The 19,060-nt window shown below is 40.8% G+C and carries 21 protein-coding genes; 9 read left to right on the forward strand and 12 right to left on the reverse strand.

The annotated features are described in order from the left end of the window. Positions 1-15: 15 nt before the first annotated feature. The 7 genes from L0657_RS13215 to L0657_RS13245 form a co-directional block, all read right to left on the reverse strand. A complete protein-coding gene (locus L0657_RS13215; protein ID WP_235151268.1) occupies positions 16-1,488 on the reverse strand; it encodes a sorbosone dehydrogenase family protein in 1,473 nt (490 codons plus the stop codon). A 15-nt stretch (positions 1,489-1,503) separates the two neighbouring features. After that, positions 1,504-1,944 (reverse strand): cytochrome c, encoded by a 441-nt coding sequence (locus L0657_RS13220; protein WP_235151269.1) that lies wholly within the window; start codon positions 1,942-1,944, stop codon positions 1,504-1,506. A gap of 181 nt (positions 1,945-2,125) precedes the next feature. Continuing rightward, on the reverse strand, positions 2,126-2,677 hold the full coding sequence (locus L0657_RS13225) for a RidA family protein (protein WP_235151270.1): 552 nt from the start codon (positions 2,675-2,677) through the stop codon (positions 2,126-2,128). Positions 2,678-2,716: 39 nt separating this feature from the next. Beyond that, positions 2,717-3,967, reverse strand: a complete 1,251-nt coding sequence (locus tag L0657_RS13230; protein ID WP_235151271.1) for an amidohydrolase/deacetylase family metallohydrolase — start codon at positions 3,965-3,967, stop codon at positions 2,717-2,719. Between the two features lie 44 nt (positions 3,968-4,011). Next, positions 4,012-5,232, reverse strand: coding sequence for an aminotransferase class V-fold PLP-dependent enzyme (locus tag L0657_RS13235; protein WP_235151272.1), 1,221 nt, complete (start codon positions 5,230-5,232; stop codon positions 4,012-4,014). A 248-nt stretch (positions 5,233-5,480) separates the two neighbouring features. Continuing rightward, on the reverse strand, positions 5,481-6,587 hold the full coding sequence (locus L0657_RS13240) for a lactonase family protein (protein WP_235151273.1): 1,107 nt from the start codon (positions 6,585-6,587) through the stop codon (positions 5,481-5,483). 17 nt (positions 6,588-6,604) lie between these two features. After that, entirely contained in the window at positions 6,605-7,339 is a 735-nt protein-coding gene (locus L0657_RS13245) for a carbohydrate-binding family 9-like protein (RefSeq protein ID WP_235151274.1), read from the reverse strand. Positions 7,340-7,629: 290 nt separating this feature from the next. On the opposite strand from L0657_RS13245, the gene L0657_RS13250 reads away from it, so the two are divergent. The 4 genes from L0657_RS13250 to L0657_RS13265 all read left to right on the forward strand — a co-directional run bounded on the left by L0657_RS13250 (position 7,630) and on the right by L0657_RS13265 (position 11,220). Further along, positions 7,630-7,848 carry a hypothetical protein gene (locus tag L0657_RS13250; protein ID WP_235151275.1) on the forward strand — a complete coding sequence of 73 codons (219 nt, stop codon included), beginning with the start codon at positions 7,630-7,632 and terminating at the stop codon, positions 7,846-7,848. Positions 7,849-8,019: 171 nt separating this feature from the next. Continuing rightward, a complete protein-coding gene (locus L0657_RS13255; RefSeq protein ID WP_235151276.1) occupies positions 8,020-9,555 on the forward strand; it encodes an MFS transporter in 1,536 nt (511 codons plus the stop codon). 53 nt (positions 9,556-9,608) lie between these two features. Then, positions 9,609-9,860 (forward strand): DUF6814 family protein, encoded by a 252-nt coding sequence (locus L0657_RS13260; protein WP_235151277.1) that lies wholly within the window; start codon positions 9,609-9,611, stop codon positions 9,858-9,860. A 175-nt stretch (positions 9,861-10,035) separates the two neighbouring features. After that, positions 10,036-11,220, forward strand: coding sequence for an acetyl-CoA C-acyltransferase (locus L0657_RS13265; RefSeq protein WP_235151278.1), 1,185 nt, complete (start codon positions 10,036-10,038; stop codon positions 11,218-11,220). 95 nt (positions 11,221-11,315) lie between these two features. Here L0657_RS13265 and L0657_RS13270 read toward each other — a convergent pair whose 3' ends face one another. Beyond that, positions 11,316-11,813 (reverse strand): GtrA family protein, encoded by a 498-nt coding sequence (locus tag L0657_RS13270; protein WP_235151279.1) that lies wholly within the window; start codon positions 11,811-11,813, stop codon positions 11,316-11,318. A gap of 274 nt (positions 11,814-12,087) precedes the next feature. Between L0657_RS13270 and L0657_RS13275 the strand changes: the two genes are divergently transcribed. Continuing rightward, positions 12,088-12,597: a hypothetical protein gene (locus L0657_RS13275; RefSeq protein ID WP_235151280.1), complete on the forward strand. Its 510-nt coding sequence runs from the start codon at positions 12,088-12,090 to the stop codon at positions 12,595-12,597. Positions 12,598-12,608: 11 nt separating this feature from the next. Continuing rightward, positions 12,609-13,160 carry a hypothetical protein gene (locus L0657_RS13280; RefSeq protein ID WP_235151281.1) on the forward strand — a complete coding sequence of 184 codons (552 nt, stop codon included), beginning with the start codon at positions 12,609-12,611 and terminating at the stop codon, positions 13,158-13,160. Between the two features lie 42 nt (positions 13,161-13,202). Here the strand turns inward: L0657_RS13280 and L0657_RS13285 are convergent, their stop codons facing one another. The 3 genes from L0657_RS13285 to L0657_RS13295 form a co-directional block, all read right to left on the reverse strand. After that, positions 13,203-14,216: an SMP-30/gluconolactonase/LRE family protein gene (locus L0657_RS13285; RefSeq protein ID WP_235151282.1), complete on the reverse strand. Its 1,014-nt coding sequence runs from the start codon at positions 14,214-14,216 to the stop codon at positions 13,203-13,205. 76 nt (positions 14,217-14,292) lie between these two features. Further along, positions 14,293-15,813, reverse strand: a complete 1,521-nt coding sequence (locus L0657_RS13290; RefSeq protein WP_235151283.1) for an alpha-amylase family glycosyl hydrolase — start codon at positions 15,811-15,813, stop codon at positions 14,293-14,295. Positions 15,814-15,818: 5 nt separating this feature from the next. Beyond that, the gene (locus tag L0657_RS13295; RefSeq protein ID WP_235151284.1) at positions 15,819-16,397 is read right to left on the reverse strand and encodes a nucleoside triphosphate pyrophosphatase; all 579 of its coding nucleotides are present in this window, start codon (positions 16,395-16,397) and stop codon (positions 15,819-15,821) included. Positions 16,398-16,575: 178 nt separating this feature from the next. Between L0657_RS13295 and L0657_RS13300 the strand changes: the two genes are divergently transcribed. Both L0657_RS13300 and L0657_RS13305 read left to right on the forward strand, forming a co-directional pair. Then, positions 16,576-17,028 (forward strand): MarR family winged helix-turn-helix transcriptional regulator, encoded by a 453-nt coding sequence (locus tag L0657_RS13300; RefSeq protein WP_235151285.1) that lies wholly within the window; start codon positions 16,576-16,578, stop codon positions 17,026-17,028. A gap of 48 nt (positions 17,029-17,076) precedes the next feature. Continuing rightward, positions 17,077-17,694: a YceI family protein gene (locus tag L0657_RS13305; RefSeq protein WP_235151286.1), complete on the forward strand. Its 618-nt coding sequence runs from the start codon at positions 17,077-17,079 to the stop codon at positions 17,692-17,694. A gap of 96 nt (positions 17,695-17,790) precedes the next feature. Here the strand turns inward: L0657_RS13305 and L0657_RS13310 are convergent, their stop codons facing one another. After that, the gene (locus tag L0657_RS13310) at positions 17,791-18,237 is read right to left on the reverse strand and encodes a type I restriction enzyme HsdR N-terminal domain-containing protein (RefSeq protein WP_235151287.1); all 447 of its coding nucleotides are present in this window, start codon (positions 18,235-18,237) and stop codon (positions 17,791-17,793) included. A 50-nt stretch (positions 18,238-18,287) separates the two neighbouring features. Between L0657_RS13310 and L0657_RS13315 the strand changes: the two genes are divergently transcribed. Next, positions 18,288-19,058, forward strand: coding sequence for an AMP nucleosidase (locus L0657_RS13315; RefSeq protein WP_235151406.1), 771 nt, complete (start codon positions 18,288-18,290; stop codon positions 19,056-19,058). Positions 19,059-19,060: the final 2 nt, after the last annotated feature.

The raw sequence follows: 19,060 nt of genomic DNA on the forward strand, positions 1-19,060 counted from the left end.
GGATTTGATATGAATTTATTTCTTTCTTACAATTTTGTTGTCATTTGGTAGCGTAATTTTCCAGAGACTGCCGCCTGATTTATTACCACCTTGTTTCCCGCCATATTCGATTACATATAGGGAATTTCCGATGATCACCGCGTCGGTAGGACTGGTAAAGTTATCGACTATACGAGTTGTCTGAACCTTATAATTATCTGTTTTTTTATCATAAATCATATGCAGATGCAGCAAATCTCGTCCTTGTCGCTTTAACGGATTGGGATTTGAAGCACCTGTTTTTCCCCCGCCAGCGTAGCGAATCACAAATCCATCGCCTTTAAATTCTTTCGAGAGACCTTTTTTTGTATCGAAAACCAACGCAAGCGGGGAGGAGTGTGCATTAAAAGTTCCGACGGTTACGCCAGTTGTATCGGCATCCATCACTACACCGGTTTTACGGTCACGATATTCATTTGCATCAGGTCCCAGGTTTTGGACTGCGGGTGTGAATGTTATTCCTGCCGGACGTTTTGGAAACGTTGGGTCATTGTGGAAATATTTCATTAACCATGCAAAAGCGAATTTACTTAAAAATGGATCAGTCTCCGGATTTGGCTGCCAGTCCGGGTTTTGCTGCGGATTGTCAATTCCACCCATTACCCAGGGGAAACCATAATGCCGACCCTTACGAACCCAAAACATATCTTCCGGATGATCGTAGTCGCCGGAATTGGAAACGGCAAAAAGATTTCCCTTTTGATCGTAAGCCATATCGTACGCATTACGAATTCCTTCGGCATAGATATAGCCCAGTTCTTTTAACTTTTCGGTATCATCAACCAGCAACAGATCTTTTGAGTCAATCGGGAAACTGTAAATTTTCGTTGTCAAGGCGTTGTCACGGGCATTTGGATAGATGCCTCCGTTGTCCTGGATTTCACCATGATCTGTGCGGGCTCCCGAATTGACCATGATGTATTTCCCATCCGGACTGATTTCCAAAGCATTCCACCCGTGGTCAAAAGTAGTTTTGTTGGCACCATATTCAACGGTATTAAAAATGACAGTCACTTCCGGCTTTGCATCATTTGGAAGGATTTCATAACGGACCATCCTTCCCTTATTGCCTTTGTTGTTATTCACATTAATATTCCCAGCCAGAAAAAGTGTGTTTTTGTGAAAAGCTGCTCCCTGCAAACGCGTAATGCCGTGATCAGCAGCTGTCAGGATTTTGACACTTGCAGGCTTGCCGTCTTTGTTAACGATATGATAAACATCACCTTCAAAGCTGGAATAATACATATCTCCGCTGACCGGATTTACGATCAGTCGAACCGCTTCCGGCTCAACTTTCATGAATTGCTCAACTTTTATGTCATCGCGTAAAGCGTGGGGCGTCAGTGTCGGCTGATCTCTGCCACCCTGTGACACTGACAGATACGGAATTGCCAGGAATCCAATTGCAAGAAGATTTTTCCCGTGAAAAGATATTAGTAAATTTTTCATGGTTGGTTAGGGGAGTTATTCGGTGGCAGAAAGTTTTCTGAGGTAAGCGACAAGCTGCCATCTTTGCTCGGCAGTGAACACATCCTGAAATGGAGGCATGTTTCCATTTCCATTGGAAAGTTTCCAGAATAATGCACCGTCACTTTGTTTCTTCACCAACGAATCGTGAAAATTGGCAGGTTTTTGCCCTAATGCGCCACCTGCTGCTCCGTCGCCATAACCACTTTCTCCATGGCAGGAAGCGCAGTATAACCCGAAAAGTTCCTCCCCATTTGCCAGCGTAAGTGGCTCGTCGTGATAAGGGCTTTTTAATGTGTCTGCCCAAGCTGGTGCGATCCAGCGGTCCTGGCCGTGCGTCTGAACCGGGTGATCATTTCCGGTAAAGGAGGACAAGCTAACGAGACCAATCCCCGCGGTAACTAAAAAGCTTGCGGCTATTTTTGAATTAAAAATCATTAAAGGAATTTTTTATGGGTTTAGGAATGTATTCACTTACATTGTAAAATCGCCGCATATTTTCAGTTCCTGTCTACCACAACAGCGGCATTATTTTCAAAGCTTTATGTTTTAAGGGTAATATCGAAATCGGATTAGGGTGGATTAATTCAAAAAGGTTAAGGATTTAGAATAGTAAATTTTATTTAAGCTCAACAATCATTTCGATCTCAACCGGGATATTGCCGGGAAGAGAACCCATACCAACTGCCGACCGTGCATGCTTCCCGTTTTCTCCAAAAATTTCAACCAAAAGATCTGAACAGCCGTTAATAACCATCGGATGTTTGTCGAATTCAGGTGTGGAATTAACCATTCCCAGAAGTTTGACAATTCTTTTTACTTTGTTCAAATCGCCTCCCAGAAAACCTTTCAACGTGGAAATCAGTGAAATTCCAGTCAAACGCGCCGCTTCTTTGCCTTGTTCGATCGTTAATTCAGCTCCCACTTTTCCGATCATTTGACCACCTTCCGGTTTGTCTGGTCCGTGGCCGGATAAATACACCAGATTACCAACCTGCACCGCCTTTACATAATTTGCGATAGGAGCAACCGGTTTGATCAGCTTAATATTTTTCTCTTTGATCCGCGCTTCATAATCCGTCACGGTTTGGGCCTGAGAAATGAAGGAGCCCAAAGCACAAAAAACTGTTAATGCCGGAACCAGAAAAAAGGATTTGTAGGTCTTTTTCATGCAGAAATGTTTAAATTATAATTGATTGAACTGGATTGTTTATTTCAGTGCAGTTTGCAGCGCGATACCATTTAAATCATAAACGATTTTCCCGCCTTTGATGGTCATCTCGCATTCTAACTTCTGCTTTCCTTCCATTTTATAGCCAGTTTTATCGTAAAAGCCAAAATTTCCTTCCCGCATGGAAAAGATAGCAAGATCTGCGATAGCATTTTCAGAAATGTGGCCAAGATTTTCGCGTTTGATTGCTTGTGCCGGTGCCCAGGTACTTTCTTTAATAACATTGGGAAGATCAACGCCCATCACCAGAAATTTTGACATGATACTCAGCATATCTTTCATCGATGCATTCATGCTGCCCGTATGCAGATCTGTGCTGATCGTATTGGGATAAAATCCACTTTTAATCGCCGGGATAGCCTGCGAATAATTGAAACTTGCTCCGCCATAACCAACATCAAAAATAATTCCTTTCTTTCGTGCATCCAGCGCAAATTGTTTCACTTTTTGCGTTTTTTCATCCACGATTGTCTCCCTTGTATTTCCGTCCAGCAGCGTGTAAGCATGTGTAAAAATATCTCCCGGACGCAGATATTGTGTGAACAAGGTTTCGAGCGAAAGTGGCGGGTTATTTCCTCCAAAGTCAATCATTACCGGCATATTGGCCAGCGTTCCTGCTTCGACAACACGTTTAATGGGCGTCCAGTCTGCTCCAATAAAATGTGCAACTTTAAAGCCGACAATATCATTTTTATTTTTGATCGCGACGGCTGCGGCCATTTGAGCATCCATATCGCTGGTATCCTGCTCATAATTTCCACCTCGCATTCCTTGTCCGACGATATTTAAGAAGGATAAAACCCGCGTTTTAGAACTTAAAATTACATTCTTTTTAAACTCAGGAAAAGATTCCCATCCCGCGCCGCCGGCATCAACGATGGTCGTGACGCCAACACGAAAAGTGAAACCGTCTGGAGGCAGAGCCACCAGACCATTGCTCAGATAATGGTCTGGCTGAGTACCGAAAAAAACATGTCCGTGGATATCAATGAGGCCCGGCGTTACGTACATACCTTTCGCGTTCACCACCTGTTTTGCTTCCTTGGCATCTATATTTTTTGCAACCTTTTTGACTTTTCCTTCAAAAATCGCGACATCCATGACCTCGTTCAGATTATTTTTAGGATCAATCACTGTTCCGCCCTTAATCAGTATGCTGTACGTCTGAGCATTTACAACAAAACTGTTTAGGCTAATCAGGAGCAAAAGAATGACGGATTTGAACTTCATTTTTATCTTATTGGGTTTAGTAATAATATCAATAACCGGGCAGCTTAAACGACTGCTTTGGAAAGTTCTTCTTTCAATCTGGCAGCAACGATTTTTTCTTCTCCCGCCTTCAACATCCAGGTTGTAATCGTCAGTGTATTGTTTTCCCCAGGCATAATTTCGATTGAAGGATTGCCATTTCGAAGGCTATCCTGCAACATTTTTACGGGCAGATTTACTTTCGTTGCCTCCCAGGAAATTCTTAATGTCGGGGTATGATTTCCAAGTTCCGGCGCAAACGTTTCGACGTTGACACCTTTCACGCTTTTCGCGGCATTGGCAATCAGCGCGGCGCGATCTTCCCACATTTTCCATTCATTTTTATGGTCCATTTTGACGAAATTGTCAAGTGCCACATACATCCCAAGAATTTCTTCCTTATTTACTTTCATACCTCTTCCGATCGTAGACCCGCGTGGAGGCATGCTTAATCTTGCCGCTTCAATCAAATGTTTTTTACCCATCAAAATTCCGGCACTCTGTGGTCCGCGCATTGCTTTTCCACCCGAAACGCAAACCAGGTCAAAGCCAAGATCATTGAATTTCCAGAGATTTTCTACTGGCGGAACGTCTGCTGCCATATCAATCATCGTTGGGATTCCATGTTTTTTGGCAACTTCTATCCATTTTTCATGCATAATCTTGCCTTTGTCCGACTGGATATGCAGGAACCACATCAAAGCAGTCTTCTCGCTAATCGCTTTTTCCAGTTCTTCCAAGGTTTCAATTTCCACCATTTTGCAACCTGTATTGGTCAGCGCATGAGAATATCCAATGCTATGACCTTTCTGAATAATCACCTCTGACTTCATACCGGTTCCTTCCAGATGCGGAAGTGCCTCCACTTTCTTTTGATCCATTCCAGTCAATACGCCTGCAAGTCCAAGCGTCAAGGCAGAAAAACAACCGGCAGTAACCACGGCAGCTTCTGCGTGCGTTAATGCGGCAATTTTTTCTCCAACCTTTGTCTGAACTTCATCCAGTATCATAAAATCTTTCGCTGCTCCCTGTATCACTTCAACCACTTCGTCCTGCATCAGCGATCCAGTCATAAACGTGTAGGTACCCGCCGCATTTATAAAAGTTCTAATGCCCAGCTCCTTTGCCAGATTGCGGGTTGGAAGCTTGGCCGTGAATCCAATATTTTCAATATTTCCTTCTCCCAAAAATCCGCCAAGTAGTGGAAATGTGGATAAATGTTTAATTAAATCTCTGCGGTTTATCATAATAAAACAGAACTGAATAAAAGTGATAAAGGTTAGTTAAAGGTCATTTAACAGATGAACAGAGATAGGATGCAGAAAATGTTTGTCAATACTCTTTTTGAGGTAACTAATTTATTTTAATTATTAGAAATACTAAAATAAACTTTGGTATTTACGGAGATTGTAGATTATAAATTTTGAACTCAAATCGAAAAAAAAGCCTCCCAAAAAGATATTTTGAAAGGCTGGACTAAAATACTTTTGGTGAACTATTTCAAAAATAACTGCTTCACGCAAACAGGCGTCGGAATGCTTATTTCCTTCTCAGTGTAAGTTAATAAGCCTGTCTCACTATTTCTTTTGAAGAACACGACATTATTATTGTCGCGGTTTGTGACGTACACCAGTTCACCTTTCTCATCCACAAGAAAATTCCGAGGATGTTTTCCCTGTGTTTCAGGATATCCAACGGGTGTTAATTTTCCGGTTTTGGCGTCGACCGAATAAACGACAATGCTCTCATGACCCCGGTTTGAAGCGTACAAAAATTTCCCGTCCGGAGAAAAATGGATATCAGCTGCAAAGGTTTTTCCTGAAAAATCCGCTGGTAACATACTAACGCGTTCCAATGGAATCAGCGCACCGGTATTTTTGACGATTTGAAAGGAATTGACAACAGAAGTTAATTCACATGCTGAGTAACCAAAATTTCCGTTCGGGTGTATGGCAAAATGGCGGGGTCCGTCGCCTGACTTAACCTCGGCATAAGGAACAGCTCCCGGAGTAAGTTTTCCGGTTTTCTGGTCAACCATGTAAACCATAATTTTATCGATGCCAAGGTCGGACGCATAAATAAATTTGCCATCCGCAGACGGGACTACAGAGTGCATATGTGGTTTTTGAGAACCTGTTCCTTTGTCTTGAATAGCGTCCGCAAGTTTCCCAATACTGCCGTCTTTATTCAAATGATAAACAGTAAGCTGCCCACTGCCATAATTAGAAACATAAATAAATCGCCCTTTCGGATCTATACTGACGTGACACGGACCTTTTCCGACTGACGATGTTTCATTGATCAGTGTTAGTTTCGCCGTTTTCTGATCGATCTTGTATGAAGAAATTGTGTTATTATCTTCATTCGCCGAATAGACAAATTGCTTGTTAGGATGGAATTCTAAAAAGGAAGGACTGTTTTTATTAACAAAAATCTGCAATTCCTTGTAAGAGAAATCACTTCGATCGAATTCATAAACATAAATTCCTTCGCCTTTCTGCGTGTATGTTCCGATGTAAAGTATTTCCCTGGTTTTCGGAGTTTGTGCCAATGTCATGATTGCCGAAAGTAAACAAATTAAAAAAAACGTTATTTTTTTCATGATTGCTCTGATGCTGTTTATTCAAATACTAGTGTCCCAAATTTGTTGAATTCGTGAAAACTTCCACCCGTTTTTTTCCAGGAATAATAGGCAGTTTCAGAATCATAATCTATTCTATAAAAATTTCCTCTCCATTTGGTGCCCGATTTTGGTGGAGACTGAACAATAGGATTCATAAGCGTGTATGGAATAAAAAACTCCGCTTTCCAACCTTCAACCGAAGCCATACTTTTTTTCTGTCCGCCTTGTGCGCTTGTTTCATGCTGAACACGGTTTGTTTCATTATAAAACCACGGCTTCCAACCCTGCATTTTTCCATTCAAATTCGGGACAAGAATTGCAAGTTCATAATTCAGCGGTGATATTTCATATTCAAGATAAATCGGTTCGGAGGTATCAGGCCATAGAAAAACCTCTACGACATCTTCTTTGAACAAAGTGCCAAAATCTTCCATAATCGTGGAAGTAAGTTTTTTATCGGTACAGTCAAAAAGGAAGTAAACACCTTTGTCGGAGTAAAGCATTTTTACTTTTGTCGGCAATGCTTTTCCGGGAACAGATTGTTTTGGGCCAGTTTGAACATGCAAATCAAACCAATTTGTCGCCGACCAGTTTTTGGCACTTCCTTCACCGTTGACTTTAAAGTCGCTGGTTTTTTTGATAATAAGTGTAGAATCCTGCGCTGCCGCGGAAATTGAATTTAGTAAAACAGTCCCGGCCAGCATAAACAGGGAAGCAAATTTTTTTAACATTTTGAGTGGTTTTAGGAATAAGGGAAATACAATCTTTCCTAACAGTTAAGGTATGGATCGATGGTAGAAATTTTATTTAGGAATAGCAATTTCATTACGATTTGAGAGATTACCAAATGATGGCTAAAATGTAAAAGTCGAAATCTGACATTCTCATTGCGTGCATGTTCTACAAGAACGGAAAAATCTCTACACAAAAAATGTCTGGATAGCAGGAATGTAATCGGGTACGATTATTTAAAAACTTGTTTCAAATAAGTTTAGTAATCAACATCTTAAACTGAAATATCATGATAAGCAAGAGAAAAGAGCCGGATGTGTTGACTAGAAGCAAACCAATTTTAGACGCGCCAATTTTTCCTGATTACCCAACAAATACTCCAGAGGGCCGGTCACCAAAAGACGATCCGGATTTGTTGAGAAAGTCGGATAAGAATGACGATGTCGACGTAACTAATGAACTTGAAGAAGAAGATACGGATAATCTGGATGATGAGAAAGTGAAATAATCCAAATCATCTATTTTTTAAATATCATATTTTAGTGAAAAGCCTTCCAGGAAATGGGAAGGCTTTTTTCTTTGTGTATGAGTATTGAAAGGGGTTTTATTGCTTATCCTCGTAATTGCTTCCAGCGGCAATCCATTTCAATTTTAAAATTTACTCATCATTTTCTGATCAATGTCTAAGCCTGACGACAATGTCACACAAAGCATCACCAAGGTGATTGCCGCCTCCTCTCTGGGAACATTAATAGAATGGTATGATTTCTATATTTTTGGCAGCCTGGCTGTTATTATAGGAAATCAATTATTTCCAAGTGACGCGGGTGCATCGGCGTTGATCAATACGCTTGCAATTTTTGCGGCAGGTTTCATTGTCCGACCTTTTGGTGCATTGGTTTTTGGCAGGCTTGGCGATTTGATCGGTAGAAAATATACCTTTCTTTTGACCCTCGTTTTGATGGGTGGTTCAACCTTTTTAATCGGACTTATTCCTTCTTATTCCAGCATTGGTTATGCTGCGCCTATCTTAGTTTTGATCCTCCGGCTTGTGCAGGGTTTGGCACTTGGCGGTGAGTATGGAGGAGCGGCAACTTATGTGGCAGAACATGCGCCTCCCGGCAAACGTGGATTTTTTACCAGCTGGATACAGACAACCGCAACTCTTGGATTATTCCTTTCTCTTGGCGTGATCGTTGGGACAAAAAATATTCTTGGAGCAGAGGTTTTTGCAGACTGGGGATGGCGGATTCCTTTTCTGCTTTCGATTTTATTGGTCGGTGTATCGATCTATATCCGGATGAAAATGCACGAGTCGCCCGTATTCACAAAATTGAAATCCGAAGGGAAAATTTCTGCCAATCCATTAAAAGAAAGCTTTCAGAAAAAAGCCAATTTTAAGATGGTGTTACTTGCACTTTTTGGCGCGACAATGGGGCAGGGTGTCATCTGGTATACAGGTCAATTCTACGCGCAATCCTTTTTAGAAAATACATGTAAACTGGACTTTAATGAATCCAGGTATATACTTTTATGGGCTATTCTGTTTGCAACGCCATTTTTTGTTGTGTTCGGTTCATGGAGTGATAAAGTGGGGCGGAAATGGATTATGCTTTCCGGGATGTTGCTTGGAATTATTTTTTATCGACCGATATATCAGTATTTTATCGACGCAACAAATGTCGGAGAATTTCAAAAGACTGAATTGTTATCGACTTCCGCACCCGTAGTTACCAGTAAATTTAATCCGGAAACGGCTGATTCTGTCATCACGACTACTGTTGTAAAAACACTTAAAAGCGGAGGTACTTTTAAGGAAGTCAAAGTTGAAACAATTCATACCGACAATGCCCAAGCTGCGGAAGAACCTAAAATATCCTACGCTGACGTTACGTTATCTTCAAGTACTTATTGGATTATTATCGGATTGGTATTTTTTCAGGTATTGCTAGTAACCATGGTTTACGGCCCGATTGCCGCATTTTTAGTAGAGTTATTTCCAACACAGATCAGGTATACTTCGATGTCTCTGCCATATCATATAGGCAATGGGGTTTTTGGAGGATTGGTACCTTTCATTGCGACATTGGTGGCATCTTTTCAAGGATCTACGCCGCTTTCAGGGCTGTGGTATCCAATCGGAATTGCTACGCTTTCCTTTATAATCGGCGCAGTTTATATCAATAACAATGGGGATCAGGAGGTGATGGATTAAGAAGTTGCTAATCTGCCTTAAAGTTTAAATCCGAAATTACAGACATAGAAAATATGAACGCATTAAAAAGAATTTTAGGTATCGTTTGGATCGTGCTTGGGCCAACGTTGATTTTGTTTCTGGTTATGCAGGCATTAGAAAAAATTAATGCAGCCGCAGACGGAATTGCTCGAACCAATACGACATTGCAGTGGTCGATTATTATTATTATCTTCATCCCTATCTGCGCAGGATTGGTGATTTTTGGGTACTATGGTGTAAAGGGTGAATACGACAGATTGCCGCGAAGTTCGGATGATCTTTAAACGTGAGGAAAATTAATAAAATAAAATACCGGTTAAATTACTTCTTACCGGCTAGCAAAATTCGCATCGGAAAGCAAAAACTTCTTCTTTTTAAGTCAGGTTTGTTATATTTATTGTTAAAGTAAATATTGTCGAAGAGACCTCCGGGTCCACGACTAATCAACAAAACTGAAACATGAAAGAGGAAGTTTTTATTCTTGCCGCGGCCCGCACTCCGATCGGTAGCTTTGGCGGCACACTATCCATAATCCACGCTGCTAAACTTGGTGCTGCCGCCATAATAGGCGCAGTTGAAAAATCTGAAATAAATCCTGAGTCAATACAGGAAGTGTATATGGGGAATGTAATTTCTGCAAATCTCGGGCAGGCTCCTGCTCGCCAAGCGGCGATTTTTGCTAATTTATCTCCTAACGTTATTTGTACTACGGTTAACAAAGTTTGTGCTTCCGGCATGAAGGCTATTGTTCTTGGCGCACAGGCGATTCAGCTCGGTGATGCAAATGTTGTGGTGGCTGGCGGAATGGAAAATATGTCACAAATCCCATATTATTTACCAAAAGCCAGGAACGGTTATGGGTATGGAAATGGCGAAATTGTTGATGGGTTAACCAAAGACGGATTGAGCGATGCTTACGACCAAAGTGCGATGGGGCTTTGTGGCGATAAAACAGCTTCGAAATATGAAATTTCACGTGAGGAGCAGGATGAATTTGCAATCCGATCATACAAGCGAAGTGCTGATTCGAGCGAAAAAGGCTATTTCAAAAACGAGATTGTACCCGTTGAAATAATTTCTCCCAAAGGTGGTGCGTCAACCTATATGGACCAAGATGAAGAATTCAAAAGAGTGAAATTTGATAAAATTCCATCCCTGAAACCGGTTTTTTCATCTGACGGGACAGTTACAGCGGCCAATGCTTCGACCATTAATGATGGAGCTGCGGCACTGGTTCTTGCGAGTGCGGAAGTTGTAGCAAAGCAAAATTTAAAGCCGATTGCAAGGATTGTTGCTTATGCCGACGCAGAACAAGATCCGGCCTGGTTTACAACGACGCCAGTCTTAGCAACGAATAAAGTGTTGAAGAAAGCAGGTTTGGAAATATCTGATATTGACTATTTTGAGGTCAACGAAGCCTTTGCTGTGGTTGCGCTTTACTATATCAAAGAACTTGGACTGGATCTGGAAAAAGTGAATGTTTTCGGCGGGGCTGTGTCATTAGGACATCCGCTTGGAGCTTCTGGTGCAAGAATTGTCACGACTTTGCTTTCCGTGTTAGAACAAAAAAATGGAAAATATGGCCTTGCTGCAATATGTAACGGCGGGGGAGGAGCTTCTGCGATTATCGTGGAAAGGATGTAATATATGTTTAGATTGATAGCGAAAATAAAAAACCTCAAAACGGCGATTTTTTAGAATCATCATTTTGAGGTTTAAATATTGTAAGCCAAAATTATTTATCTAATCAGCACTTTTAAACGATTGTAGAATCCAGTGCTTTTAAATGTGAATGTTTTATGCAGGATATAATTGCTGATGAAACTAAATCCCATCCCCACGATATAACAGGCCATTTCATTTACATTCACATACTTTTTTGACCATGGCAACAAGTAATTATGCTGGTCGAAATAATTGTCTGAAATGTAATAGGCACCGGTAGAAAATATATAGGTTACGAATCCTGAAAACACAGCAACCATCAGAAATTTCACCATTTCTCTCCTGGTCTGGTTGGTCTTTCTGGCATTAAACGCGAATAATTTTGTTAATGCAAAACCTACTACAAATGATGCAGCGTAAGCAGGTAAAATGGATTCCTGAAAAGTAAGGCCAAACCAATCTTTGAATAAACTACTGCAAAGCAATTGAACAACTGCCCCTGTCCCGGCTACAAGAAAATACGCTATTAAGTCTTTGGAATTAAAGATTTTACTCTTTGTCTTATCAACCACCGGGCAAAATTTTAGTTTGTAATAAAGGAAATTTAGGCCAATATTAGAAATAAATTGATCCTGAAACAAAGGCAAGGGCATAATTTGATTAAAAGGAAACATTTGATACCTTATCCTTGGCAGCAATTTATGTTACTAAAATTTAACTTAATCGTCTAAGGAAATAGGCAATTCGAAGAAGCTCTGGCGCGGTTTTAATTCAATATTGATATGCCCGCTTTTCGTCGAAATTGAATTGTGAGTAACCCATTTTTAATATAATTCAAACACGTTTATGAAAAGATCACTTTTACTTTTCGCATTTATTTTTACTTTTTCAATTGCTAATGCACAGCCTGAGAAATGGGCACTTGGCTTTAAATTAGGAGAGCCGGTCGGTGTGGTGCTTCGAAAATATGGTGACAGAAATGCGCTTGATATTACCGTTGGGACTTATACCGGATTGTTGAAAAGCACTAACGAATACAGAGAAGGTAAATATTCCGATATCGGCTTTATGGTCAATGGTACTTATTTGTGGCTGGTCCCCATGTTTAATGACAGAATGCAAGCTTATGGAGGAGTTGGTGTGCAAATCAATTCCCGAAGATATTTTCCAGATATTAATTCCAACGTTCATACAAATAATATTTCGACAGGCCCATCCTTTACCGGCGGTTTGGAATTTTTCTTTGCACAAAAGCCAACATCATTTTTTATTGAAGGCGGTGGGTATATCGAACTACTTCCAAAAGTATTTTACTTCAATCCAAACCTTAATATTGGGTTAAGACATAATTTTTAATTGATAATACTATGCCACGGATATATACCTTTATTGTCCTGATTTTTGCTGCCTCGCTGAATTTCTCCTGTGCAAATCTGAAAAGCAGTTTGAGTAAATCAGATTCTTCTGATTCACGGGATTATTCCAGTCGGACAACTTATGCCAGTTATCCCAGAGATTCAGCCGCTGTTTCTAAACCATCTTCGTCTTATGATACACGTAGGGATGATGAAAAGAACTTAAATACTGAGATCAAAACGGAGAGAAAGGCCACTGGAACACCAGTGACAGAGCAAAATTCGCTGGAACAGTATTCGGAAATGGATAAAGTCGCCGATCGGATTTTATATGAGCTTGAAATAAATGAAAAGCAAAAAGCTAGTTTACTAGAGCGTTTCAGGTCAGCGTCTTCCAATGACAGAGAAAATATAAGTCAGGAATTAAATAAGCTCGACGCAAACCAGTTAACGTTATACAAAGCTTATGTTCATGTTTATAAAGACGGAAAATCAAACTGGCCCGCTGTTCGAAAGAGCGTTGAGGACACGCTTTTAGGCCTTCGAGGAATTGGGAATAAATAAGAAAATGGCTGCTTCAAATTTTAATTGAGGCAGCCATTTGTTTTACCAGTTTGCTCCTTTGGTACTGGTTTTAATCCTGCACAAATACCCGTCCACAGTCATGTAGAGCGTTGAGCCGTCGTTTCCCCATGCACAGTTTGATGCAATTTCAAGCGTTTCTATTTTGCCTAATAGTTTCCCTTCCGGTGAAATAATTAGAATTCCACCAGGTCCGGAGGTCCAGATGTTACCTTCAATATCCAATTTTAATCCATCCGGTAATCCCGACAAACCGGTTTTACTCATCGGAGTGGCATCGTAGAAAAGTTTTCCTTTGCCAACCGATCCGTCTGCCAGCAGCGGATATGACATCAGAATTGCCTTTTCAGGATCTGATTGGCTGACATAAAGTGTTTTGCCGTCGGGTGAAAAAGCAAGTCCGTTAGGTCTGGACAAGTCGCTTATAACCATCTTCGTTTCGCCTTTCGGCGTGATCTGGTATACTCCGAAATAAGAAATTTCCCTGGTCGGGTCCTTCTCGTGTTTTGCCAAACCGTATGGAGGATCTGTGAAATAGTAACTTCCATTACTGATATGTTCAACAATATCGTTCGGACTGTTAAAGCGTTTTCCCTCGAAATTATCTGAAAGTGTCACTTTTCCGCCGTTCAATAAAGGCATGGCAGAAATTCTTCTGTCGCCGTGTTCGCAGGAAATCAGTCTCCCTTTTTTATCGATGATCAGTCCGTTACTTCCGGGTTCATTGCTGTATGCACCCAATCCTGTGTATCCGGATGGTTTTAAAAAAATAGAAAGTTCGTTTTTCTCGTCCCATTTGTAGACCGTGTTTTTTGGTACATCAGAAAATAGCAGATAACCACCGTCTTTTACCCAAACCGGTCCTTCGCACCAGTCGAATCCCATCGCCAAAACTTCCAGTTTGGAGTCTTTCGGCAGAAGTTTTTCAAGTTTTGGATCGTTGTATGTAACTTTCCCCAAAGTCGGATAGGCTTTCTGCGAAAAGACTGAAAGGGATATGGCAAGCAGCAGAATGGATAACAAGAAATAATTTTTCATGGACGGGAAAGATCTGTTGAAAGATACTAATCCAATATAAAGAAGCTGATGTGGGCATTACTACTGCAAACCGATTTTATTCAGCAATAGGAGCGGGGGATTTTGCCAAAATTATACTGCAAAACGGAGCCAGCTCCACGCTGTCACCAATTTCATGGACATCGTTGTAAGTTGAAAAAAGCACGTTCCTAAAATCTTTCTTGCTTTCCGGAAGTTCAATATTTTTCGGATGTTCATGGAGGTTATGAATAACCAGAACTGGATCAGTTTCATGTGTGCGGACAAAAGCAATAATCTCATTATCCAGCGATTCTACTTCTTCGAGATTTGGGTTGATAACCTGGGCCAGTGCCGGCGTTGCTTTTCGGACAGCGATTAATTTCTTGTAATGACTGAATATGGAATCAGAATCATCTTTTTGTTTGGATAACGGCGCGATGGTCTTCAAAGTAGAAAACTCAGCATGAAGCCAGTTTGTTTTATCAGGGTCATTTTCCTGCTCGGACCATAAAAACGGCTCGCGAATGTACGGATCGGGTTTCGTTCCTAACATGCCAATTTCTTCGCCATAATAAATATAAGGCTGTCCGGGCAAAGTCAGCAGGAGACAGGCAGCCAGTTTGATTTTTTCATGATGGTTTGCAACCACACTGCCAATTCTATCCTGATCGTGATTAGTTAGCATTATGGCATCAACAAAACTCGGATTATGCGGCCGGAATTGGTCATAGCTATTCAGTAGTTGCTGAACAATATTTTCATCTCTGCCCTGGATCGCAATCCGCTGCAATGCAAAACTGAGGTCAAAATGAAATGTGGCATTCAGGTTTTGGAGATATGGGGCAACCTCCCAGGTTTCTGCCCAAACTTCGGCAACGGTAAATGCGCCTGGTTTAACTTTCTGAACCACTTCATTGAAAAACTTCCAAAAATCATGGTTTTTCTCTTTTTCCCAAATCGGATAAATATGTCTGGCGGCATCCAATCTGAAACCATCAATTCCGACTTCCGTCAGCCAAAATGTTATTATCTTTTCCAACTCATTTTTTAAAGCATCGGAGCTATAATTAAGGTCGGGCATACCTTTCCAGAAAAGACCATAATATTTTTCAGGATCGCCTTCGACAATGTGCCAGGGGTAAACCTCATCTGAATCATCAGAGGTTTGCCTTTCCGCAAGTCCTAATTCCTCGATTTTCTGAGGCGATAGCCACCAGTAAAAATTCCGGTAGGGATTTGATGTTCCCTTGCTCGCCTCCAAAAACCACGGATGGAATGTGCTGCTGTGGTTTACGATCAGGTCAAGATAAACTACAATATTCCTTTTTCGGGCTTCGGATAATAATCTCTTGAAATCCTCCATCGTCCCAAATTCCGGCTCGATACCGAAATAATCAACGGGATCATATTTGTGGTAACTCGGTGACGGATGGATCGGCGTGAGCCAAATGCCTTCGATACCAAGGTCTGCCAGATAATCCAGTTTTGAGATTATTCCATTCAGATCACCTATGCCGTCGCCGTTCGAATCGCAAAAGGAGCGAACGAATATTTCGTAACAGACACGGGGGATGAATTTCGGAAGAGCTGGTTGCATCAGATTTACAAAATAATGAAAGGCTTCAAAAGCTGATAAACGTGATGGACAGGCAAACCCATGATAGTATAAAACGACCCTTCGATCCGTTCGATACCTACCATGCCGATCCATTCCTGGATACCATATCCACCAGCCTTGTCGAACGGCTTATAACGTTCAATGTATTGCTTTATTTCTCTTTTTTCCAGTAAACGGAAAGTGACTTTTGCAGTATCGGAAACGGTGTATATACTGTCGTCCGACAATAAACTCACTGCGGTGATGACTTCGTGCGTTTTTCCGGAGAGCATATTCAGCATGTAAAGTGCTTCATCGTAATCCTTTGGTTTGTTCAAAATGATATCATCAATGATCACAACGGTGTCTGCTGTCAAAACTAATTTATCCGGATGTAACGCACGGAACATCTCGGCTTTTTGTGTAGAAATATAACCAGCGACTTCACCGGTTGGCATATTTTCAGGAAAACTTTCGTCCGTCGGGATAACCTCGACTGAAAAATTAAATCCTGTTTCTTGTAATAACTGTTTTCTGCGGGGAGAATTTGAAGCTAGAATTAGTGGCCTCGATAATTGAAACATAAAATATTTAATAAAAGAAATCGAACTAACTAATTGATAATGAGAATTTTGTTTGAGGTATTGAAAAGTTTCTGAAAATTATTTTTATATATTTTTTGGAAACCGGAACTTAACTTGATTGAATAGATGTTTCGACATTATATGTATATACATGGTATTGCATGAAATTAAATAAGCTATGTCAATTGAAACCGATATAAAACAAAAAAAATTTCGAAGTCCCTATCAGCGACTGGGCCTGAATCTGGTTTACACCAGCAACTGGATCCAATATCAGCAGATGGATATCTTTCGGGAGTATGATATCACGTCGCAGCAATTTAACGTTTTGCGTATTTTACGCGGGCAGCATCCAAGCCCGATCAAAGTTAGTGATATTGCCGAGCGCATGCTTGACAAAAATTCAAATACTTCCCGTTTGATCGACAAATTGCTGGTTAAAAAACTGGTAGACCGCAAATCTTGTCCAAACGACCGTCGCGCTGTTGATGTGATTATTACTGAAACGGGGCTCGAACTTTTGAAGCATCTGGATCCTGAGATTGAAGCATGGGAAAAAAATCTGGCCAGAATAACACCGGAAGAGGCTGACCTGATCAGTTCATTACTGGATAAATTACGTAATTCTTAAAACAATAATAAATCAATAACAATCAATTTAATTTTAATCATGACTACAATGAATTCTTTGAAATCGTTTGCTGCTTCTGTTGCAGTTTCTTTGTTCGCATTTACAGCTGTTAATGCGGCTGACGGAAAAGCGAAAGCTACAAACCTTAAAGTTGATGCTTCTAAAAGTGAATTAGTATGGACAGGTAAAAAAGTAACTGGCGAGCATACTGGTAAAATCGCGTTGAAAGAAGGTACTGTTATGATGGACGGTGCAAAATTGACAGGTGGTAAATTTGTTGCTGACCTTACAAGCATCACAAATACTGACCTTACAGATAAAGAGTACAACGGAAAATTGATCGGTCATTTGAAATCTGAGGATTTCTTTGGAGTTGAAAAACACCCAACTGCTACTTTCGTAGTTACAAAAGCGGTTGCAAAATCTGCTGGTACTTATGACGTGACTGGTAACCTTACAATTAAAGGAATTACAAAACCTGTAACCTTCCCTGTAACTGTTAAACCAACTGCATCAGGTGCTGATGTAACTGGTAAATTGGTTGTTGACCGTTCGAAATACGACATCAAATACAACTCGAAATCTTTCTTTGACGCTGCTGCTCTTGGCGACAAAATGATCAATGACGATTTCACAATTGACGTTAAATTGGTTGCAGTTAAATAATTGCTCTCAACAAGAAATTAGAATAGCCCTCTTTTAGAAAAGCCTGCTGACAAATTTGTCTGGCAGGCTTTTCCATTTTAGATAATCAATTTTATATCAATTCCATTCTCTGTAAAATGGGAAATCGTCCAGAAATTTTATTGTTCCTTCCTGTGCTTTGAAACAGTAATGGCTCATGCCGTTTGTGACAGCCAGGTAGGTCGGCTGCAAAGTAAAGTTATAGCGGCTGATCTGGGCAAAAGTGGTTTCAGTAACCGGAATGAACGGCGCTTTACATTCCACTAAAAGAAAAGGCAAACTTTCTTTTGATAAGATCATAATATCTGTCCTTTTCGCCAGCGTGTGATAACGCATACCTGTTTCAATCGCAAAAAGTGACTTTGGATATCCGTAATGGTTTATTAACAAATGAATAAAATGTTGACGAACCCATTCTTCGGGCGTTAGGGATACAAATTTTCTTCGTATAATGTCAAAAATATGCGGTTTGCCATTCACTTCTTTAACTTTATATTCGAAGACTGGCAGATTTAATGATTCCATAAGCGAAGATACTCATCACATCCACCGATGCCAACAGACATAACAAAATGATGACTACAAAAGAACAAATCGTAGAAAACTGGCTTCCACGTTATACAGGTACAGCCGTTGAGGACTTTGGAAGTTATATATTGCTTACCAATTTTTTTAATTACGTAACCATGTTCGCCGAGAAGTTCGGGGTCGAAGTGAAGGGACATGGAAGGGCAATGCAAACGGCTACGGCCAACGATATTACCATCATTAATTTCGGTATGGGAAGTCCGATGGCTGCAACTGTGATGGATTTACTGTCAGCGATCAGTCCCAAAGCTGTACTTTTTCTCGGGAAATGCGGAGGATTGAAAAAAACGCAGGTCGGTGATTTAATCCTGCCAATTGCGGCAATTCGCGGAGAGGGCACCAGCGATGATTACATGCCAAGCGAGATTCCTGCGCTGCCATCATTCCGTCTCCAAAGTACAGTGTCGGCTAGTATTGCCAAACACAATATGGATTATTGGACCGGAACGGTTTATACCACGAACCGCAGAATCTGGGAGCATGACGATACTTTTAAAGAATATCTGAGAGAAATTCGTGCTATGGCTATCGACATGGAGACGGCTACTATTTTTATCGTCGGGTTTGCAAACTCTATTCCTCACGGCGCCTTACTTCTCGTTTCAGATAATCCTATGGTTCCGGAAGGAGTGAAAACGGAGGAAAGTGATAAAAAAGTAACTGCTGACTATGTCACGACCCATCTTGAAATTGGTATTGAGGCATTGACCGAGCTGGCAAGATCAGGTGAATCCGTCAAACATTTACGGTTTGAATAAGC

The sequence above is a fragment of the Dyadobacter sp. CY345 genome, from assembly GCF_021502725.1.
Classification (GTDB): Bacteria; Bacteroidota; Bacteroidia; order Cytophagales; family Spirosomataceae; genus Dyadobacter.